General features: G+C 73.6%; 4 protein-coding genes. 3 read left to right on the top strand and 1 reads right to left on the bottom strand.

All coding sequences use genetic code 11. The features are described 5' to 3' along the window. A partial coding sequence (locus N869_RS11570) for a DEAD/DEAH box helicase (protein WP_035061844.1) occupies window positions 1-1168 on the bottom strand: 1168 nt, incomplete at its 3' end. Between the two features lie 354 nt (window positions 1169-1522). On the opposite strand from N869_RS11570, the gene N869_RS11565 reads away from it, so the two are divergent. The 3 genes from N869_RS11565 to N869_RS11555 form a co-directional block, all read left to right on the top strand. Continuing rightward, the gene (locus N869_RS11565) at window positions 1523-3292 is read left to right on the top strand and encodes a putative bifunctional diguanylate cyclase/phosphodiesterase (RefSeq protein WP_052105472.1); all 1770 of its coding nucleotides are present in this window, start codon (window positions 1523-1525) and stop codon (window positions 3290-3292) included. A gap of 101 nt (window positions 3293-3393) precedes the next feature. Then, a complete protein-coding gene (locus tag N869_RS16615; protein ID WP_052105471.1) occupies window positions 3394-6741 on the top strand; it encodes an EAL domain-containing protein in 3348 nt (1115 codons plus the stop codon). A gap of 144 nt (window positions 6742-6885) precedes the next feature. After that, window positions 6886-7106 (top strand): hypothetical protein (locus N869_RS11555; protein ID WP_035061838.1); only part of this gene is annotated, 221 nt, incomplete at its 3' end.

The following is a 7106-nucleotide window of genomic DNA, read 5'->3' as shown; positions in this document are numbered from 1 at the left end:
CGCGTGGTGCGGGGGGACCCACCAGACGGTCCACGGCCGGGTCACCGGCGCTCGCCGGGCGGGGTCGGGCGTCGATGCGCGCCTGGCGGGTCAGGGTCCGCACGTCAGCGGTCTGCTCGGGCAGCACCAGGGTCACGACGTCGCCGCCCGACCCGGCACGCGCGGTGCGCCCGGAACGGTGCAGGTAGGCCTTGTGCTCGGCGGGCGGGTCCACGTGCACCACGAGCTCGACCCCGTCGACGTGGATGCCGCGCGCCGCGATGTCGGTCGCGACCATGACGCGCACCTGACCGGAGGCGAACGCGGTGAGGTTGCGCTCACGGGCACCCTGGCTGAGGTTGCCGTGCAGGTCCACCGCGGGGATGCCACGGGAGGTGAGGCGGCGCGCGAGCTTGCGGGCCTGGTGCTTGGTGCGGGTGAACAGCAGGCTGCGGGACTCCCCGGAGGCCAGGTGCTCGACCAGCTCGCCCTTCGCAGCGGCGTCGGGAACCGTGAGCAGGTGGTGGGTCATCGTGGTGACCTGCGACGCCTCGGGGTCGACCGCGTGGGTCACCGGCCGCACCAGGTAGCGGGAGACCAGCACGTCCACACCGCGGTCCAGGGTCGCGGAGAACAGCAGGCGCTGACCACCGGCGGGGGTCGCGCCCAGGAGCCGACGGACGGCGGGCAGGAACCCGAGGTCGGCCATGTGGTCGGCCTCGTCCAGCACGGTGATCTGCACCTCGCGCAGGCTCACGTGCCCCTGGCCGATGAGGTCCTCCAGGCGACCGGGGCAGGCGACGACGACGTCGACCCCGGCCCGCAGCGCGACCTCCTGGCGGTGCTGGGACACCCCGCCGAAGATCGTCGTGGTGCGTAGGCCGGCCGCGTGCGCCAACGGCTCCAGGGTCGCGGAGATCTGGCTGGCCAGCTCCCGGGTGGGGGCCAGAACCAGGGCGCGCGGACGACCGGGCGCGGGGCGAGCGGTGGCACCGGCCAGGCGCGCGACCAGCGGAAGGCTGAACGCGAGGGTCTTGCCGGAGCCGGTACGGCCCCGGCCCAGGACGTCACGGCCGGCGAGTGCGTCCGGCAGGGTCGCGGCCTGGATGGGGAACGGGGTGGTGATGCCGCGCTCGGCGAGCACGGCGACGAGCCCCTCGGGCACGCCGAGGGAGGAGAACGTGGACAACGGGAGGCCTCTCAGGCTGGGGATCCGGTCGGGGCTCGCGGCGGCGGGACGGTCAGGGTCGGCTGTGCCGACCGACCGCCGGTGCTCCACGACGTCGGGCGCCCGTGGTGAGCGCGCCGTAGGGACAGTGTGCACCACCGGGCGGCCCGTGCGCCGTCGGCGTGACCGACGTCACCGCACGAGGAGCTCGCGGGCGCGGGGCGTCCGGGCGGTCGCCGACCACCCGGACGGCCCAACGGGACGGTTCTCACCCGGATGAAACCCCCGTGTCAAGATCATCTTTCGCTCAAGTAGGGACCGTCGCTGCCGATGCCACTGGTCGCACACCCGTCGGACCGACCACCAGGAGGGCCCGTGCCGCACACCAGCCCGGGAGGACCGGGCCGCGACGCCCCCACCGCGCTCGAGGCCCTCAGCGAGGTGGCGTCCGCCCTGCTCCAGGACCCCGGTCGTGCGACCGACCTGTCCTGGCTGGAGGGCAAGGGCGTGCGGGCGGCGACACTGGCCCTGTGGGACGAGGGCCCCCAGGACCGGCTGCGCGTGGTGGGCACCTACGGCCCGACGGAGGTCGTACGACGCCAGGTCACCACGACCGACGGTCCCGGGTTCGCGCCGGTCGGCCTGGACGTGGGTCCGGACGACGTGTGCCACGTGGTCCCCGTGGGCGAGGCCGACCACCCCCGGGGCGTCCTGACGGTCGTACCCGGGTCGACGTCTGCGGTGCCTGCTGCGCTGTGCCGTGGCTGGGCCGCCCTGATCGCGACCGCCCTGGACCGCACCGACCTCGCCGAGCGGTTGTGCCACGGCGCCCTCCACGACCCGGTCACCGGACTGCCCAACCGCAGGCTGTTCGTGGACCGCCTCGAGGTGGCCGTCGAGCAGCTCACGCGGCGGCACGCCGCCGGCTTCGCGGTGGTGTTCCTCGAGGTCGACGGGCTCACGCTGGTCAACGACTCCCTGGGCCACGCCGCGGGCGACATGCTGCTGCGCGAGATCGCCGCCCGGTTGCGTTCGGAGCTGCGCACCTCCGACACCGCCGCCCGGTTCGGCGGGGCGGAGTTCGCCGTGCTCCTCTCGGACCCCGTCCCCGAGGAGGTCCTGGTCATCACCGAGCGCATGCAGCAGCGCATCGCCGCCCCCGTGCGCCTGGGCGACCAGGAGGTCGCGGTCACCGCGAACGCCGGCATCACGACCTCGGAGCTGGTCTACACCCGCGCCGAGGACGTGCTCAGGGACGCCGCGACGGCGATGCACCACGCCACGCGCTCCGACGAGGGCACCGCGAGCGTGTTCGACCACGCGATGCACGCCCGCGCCGCCGGCCGGCTGCGGACCCGTGGGGAGCTGCGCACCGCGCTGGCCCACGGCCAGTTCGTCGTGCACTACCAGCCGATCGTCGCGCTGGACGGCTCCGGGCTGTCCCACTTCGAGGCACTGGTGCGCTGGGACCACCCCGAGCGCGGCCTGGTCGGGCCCGGGGAGTTCCTCGGGCCGATGGAGGAGAACTCCACGATCGTGCAGCTGGGCCAGTGGGTGATCGACGAGGTGTGCCGCCAGGTCGCGGCGTGGCGCCAGGGCTACACGGGCGGGGTGACCGTCTCGGTGAACGTCTCGCACCTGGAGTTCTGGTCACCGACGCTGGTGAGCACCGTCGCCGAGGCGCTCGAGCGGCACGACGTCCCACCCGAGTGCCTGGTGCTGGAGATCACCGAGACGGTGATCATGGCTGACGCGCGGCCTGCCACCGCCGTGATGCAGCAGCTGCGGGACCTGGGCGTGCGGCTGCACATCGACGACTTCGGCACCGGGCACTCCTCGCTCACGGCGCTGCGCACCCTGCCGGTGGACGCCCTCAAGATCGACGGCTCGTTCATCCGGGAGCTGACGTTGACCGCGCGCACACACGACCTGGTCGAGATCATCCTCTACATGGGTCGGGTCCTGGGGCTGGAGGTCATCGCCGAGTGCGTGGAGACCACCGACCAGGCCCAGCGCCTGGAGGTGCTGGGCTGTGCCAACGCCCAGGGGTGGCTGTACGCACGGGCGCTTCCGGGACCGGCCGCCGGGACGCTGCTGGGCACGTCCCTGGCGCGGATCGCCGCGGAGCCGCTCGCGTCGACCTGAGCGCGCACGTGGACGGGACTCGCGAATCAGGGACCGAGAGGCGACGATGGGCGCGTGACTAGTCTTGTAGCATCCGGGCACCCCCGGACCTGAGGACTTCGATGATCGATGTCGGCGTGCTGTCACCCGTGACCGGTGGCTTCTACTTCGGCGAGGTCCTGTCCGGCGTCGTGAGTCGGGTCCAGGCGTCGGGCGGCCGGGTGACGGTCGTCCAGACCCTCGACGCGGGCAACACCGGTGACGAGTTCGTCCCGGCTCCTGAGACCGGTATACCGGTCGGCTGGGACCAGTTCGACGGGGTCCTGAGCATCGCGTGGGCGGCCGGGCGGCCGTTCCTGCAGCAGCTGCGCTCCACCGGGGTGCCGATGGTCCTGCTGAGCAGCGACCTGGACATCGGCGTGCCGACGGTGGTCGCGGACAACGTCGTGTGCGTACGCGGTCTGGTGCGGCACCTGGTGCACGACCACGGTCACCGCCGCCTGGTGTTCGTGGGCAACGTCCACCAGAGCGACATGCGCGAGCGCCACGAGGCCTACTGCGCCGAGCTGGCGTCCTTGGGCACGACCGCCCACGACGTCGGTCTGGTCGCGACCCCCGACCACGTCGAACGGGGCGGCCGGGCGGTCGCGGGCGCGGTCGCCGAGGCGGTCCGCGCCGGTGGTGTCACGGCCGTGGTCACCGCGACCGACCGGGTGGCCCTGGGGCTGATGGCCGGCCTGGCCGAGCGGGGGGTCCGGGTCCCGCAGGACGTCGCCGTCATCGGGTTCGACGACGTCGACACCGGGTGGCACCACGACCCGCCCCTGGCGACCGTGCACCAGGACTTCGCGGGTCTGGGCGACTTCGCGGCCGGCCTGCTGCTGGAGGAGGCCGCGGGCCACGGCGGACCGCCGCGCCAGCACGTGGTGGAGTCGGTCTTCGTCCCACGCCGCTCGTGCGGCTGCGGCGCCTCGGTCGCCGGACCGGCCGCGCAGGCCGAGGAGGACGGCCTGGCGCTGGCCGTCGAGGTGGAGCGCCTCGCCGGTGACGGCACGGCGGTGGTCGACGCCGACGCCCTGGACGGCGTGGTGAGCACACACGTGTCCCGCCTGGTCCACCGGGGCATGTCACCGGAAGTCGTGGAGAGGTTCACCCACGCACTGGTGACGCGACTGGGCCGGGAGCGGCCCCGGGCGCCGACGGGTGAGGGGACCGCGCTGTGCGCCGAGGCCATCGTGCGTGCCACGCTCGCGCTCTCACGGGCCCAGGGCGAGGAGAACCTGCGCCGGACCGCACGGCTGTCCCGGTCGCTGATGGAGCAGCACGACGTCGGCATCGGCCTGCTGGACCGTGTGGGCTCGGCACCGAGCGACCTGCACTGGCTCTCGGCGGTCTCGACCCGGCTGGGGTGCCTGGGCCTGTGGGAGACCGAGCCCGGTGGTGACCTGCAGGTGGCGGGTGTCTACGACCCGGACGGCCACCTCGCCGAGCGCCTGCCGACGCGCCTGCGGCCGCAGTGCTTCCCCCCACGGGCCCTCATGGACCAGGTCGGCGCCGGGGAGGTCGCGTACGTCATCCCCGTGCGGGGCGCGAGCGGGGACCACGGGCTGCTGACCGTCGTCGGTGCGGTGGACACCGAGTACGGGACCGGTCGCACGACCCACAACAGCTGGGCGGCGCTGCTGGGCGTCGCGCTACGGCAGCGACGGCTGGTGGCCGACCTGCGACGCAGCGAGGAGCGGTACTCCCTCGCCACCGCCGCCACCCACGACGGCCTGTGGGACTGGGACGTGGCCGGTGCCGAGTGCTTCTACTCCGAGCGCTGCCGGGAGCTGCTGGGCAGCGACGTGGACCGTGCCCACGACCCGCGCCCGTCCCCCGACCGCACCGTGGCGCCCGAGCTCGCGCCGTGGGGCGTGGCCGTGCATCCCGAGGACAGGGACGGGTTGTGCGCCGCCCTGCACCGGGCGGTCACGGACCTGGAGCCGGTCGAGCTCGAGCTGCGCGTGCGACCAGGGGCGGACGGGCCGTACCGGTGGATGCTCTGCCGGGCGGTGCCCGACGGGCCGGCGGGCGGGCCCGCCCGCCGGGTGGTGGGAGCGCTTTCGGACATCGACCAGCGCAAGGAGCTCGAGGAGCAGCTGCGCCAGGCGGCCCTGTACGACGAGGTCACCGGCCTGCCCAACCGCCGGCTGTTCCTCGACCGGCTGACGTGGGCGCTGCACCAGTCCCGCCGCTCGGACGAGGCGTCGTTCGCCGTGGTGTTCCTGGACCTGGACGGCTTCAAGCTCATCAACGACTCGCTGGGACACCTGCGCGGGGACGAGCTGCTGCGCGTGGTCGGCGAGCGGCTCCAGCAGGACCTGCGCTCGGTGGACACCGCCGCACGGTTCGGGGGCGACGAGTTCGCCGTGCTCCTGTACGGCTTGCGGCACGAGACGGTGCTGGGCATCGCGCGGCGCATCCAGGAGCGGATCTGCGCACCGGTGCTGCTCGGTGACCACGAGGTCAGCGTGAGCGCGAGCGTGGGGATCACCACGTCGGACGCCGCCTACGCCGACGCCGAGGAGGTGCTGCGGGACGCCGACATCGCCATGTACCACGCCAAGGACGCCGAGCGGGGCAGCGCCAGCGTGTTCGACCCCGCGATGCACCAGCGCGCCACCGCCCGGCTCCAGGCTGAGTCCGAGCTTCGGGAGGCCCTGCGGAGCGAGCAGTTCACGATCCGGTACCAGCCGATCATCGCCCTGGAGCAGGACGCACCGATCGAGCACGTGGAGGCCCTGGTGCGGTGGGAGCACCCACGGCGCGGCCTGCTGCTGCCCGAGGAGTTCCTGCCGATGCTCGCCGAGGACGGCGCCGTGGTGCAGCTCGGCCGGTGGGTGCTGGACACGGTGTGCCGGGCCCGGGCGCGCTGGCGGGCGGAGGGGGTGACCCGGATGAGCGTCTCGGTCAACCTGTCCGCCAGGGAGCTCTGGTCGCCCTCGTTGCTGACGTCGGTGCTGCAGGCGCTGGACCGGCACGAGGTACCCCCCCACGAGCTCGTGCTGGAGGTCGCAGAGGGGACCGTCATGGCCGACCCCGCCACGGCCACCAGGACGATGGCCGAGCTGCGCGAAGTCGGTGTGCGGTGGATGGTCGACGACTTCGGCACCGGGCAGTCGTCCCTCGAGGTCCTGCGCACGGTGCCGGCCGAGGCGATCAAGGTGGACCACTCGTTCGTCAGGTCGCTCGGGGAAGACCCCCGCACCGCCGCGCTGGTGCGCATCATGGCCCAGACGGGACGAGCCCTCGGGCTAGGGATCGTCGGGGAAGGTGTCGAGACCGCCGCGCAGGCCAAGGCTCTCGCGCAGGCGGGGTGCACCGCGGTGCAGGGGTGGCTCTACAGCCGCGCGGTGCCCGACTCCGAGGTCCCGGGGCTGGTGCCCACGCGCTCCTGGCACGGGCGCGGCAGCACGGCCAGACCGTAGGGGATAAATCAGGACAAGGCGCCCATTGGGGTGAAATTCCTCCAACAGGGCATTCGGGATCTTGAGGGCGCACCGTCGGGCACCCTACGGTCAGACCTCAACAGGACCCCCGCCTGCCCCCCACCCGGACGGAACGCCCACCCCATGGCACTCCCCCCGCCGCCGGCGTCGCCGGCCCAGCCGGTGCACCGTCACGCACCCTGGGCGTGGCGGTTCGCCCTCATCAGCCTCGCAGGCCTGATGGTGGTCGGCGCCGCCCTGGTCGCGGGTTCCACGCACCTGCTCCGCCAGCAGGCGCTGGGCGAGGCGGTCGCCAACGCCCGTGGCCTGTCGGTCTGGAGCGGGCTGCCGGGCACGGTCGTGGG

This window comes from Cellulomonas bogoriensis 69B4 = DSM 16987, from assembly GCF_000767165.1.
GTDB classification, from domain to species: Bacteria; Actinomycetota; Actinomycetes; order Actinomycetales; family Cellulomonadaceae; genus Actinotalea; species Actinotalea bogoriensis.
Note: the sequence above shows the minus strand (reverse complement) of the source record. Positions and strands in the feature narration are given on the sequence as shown.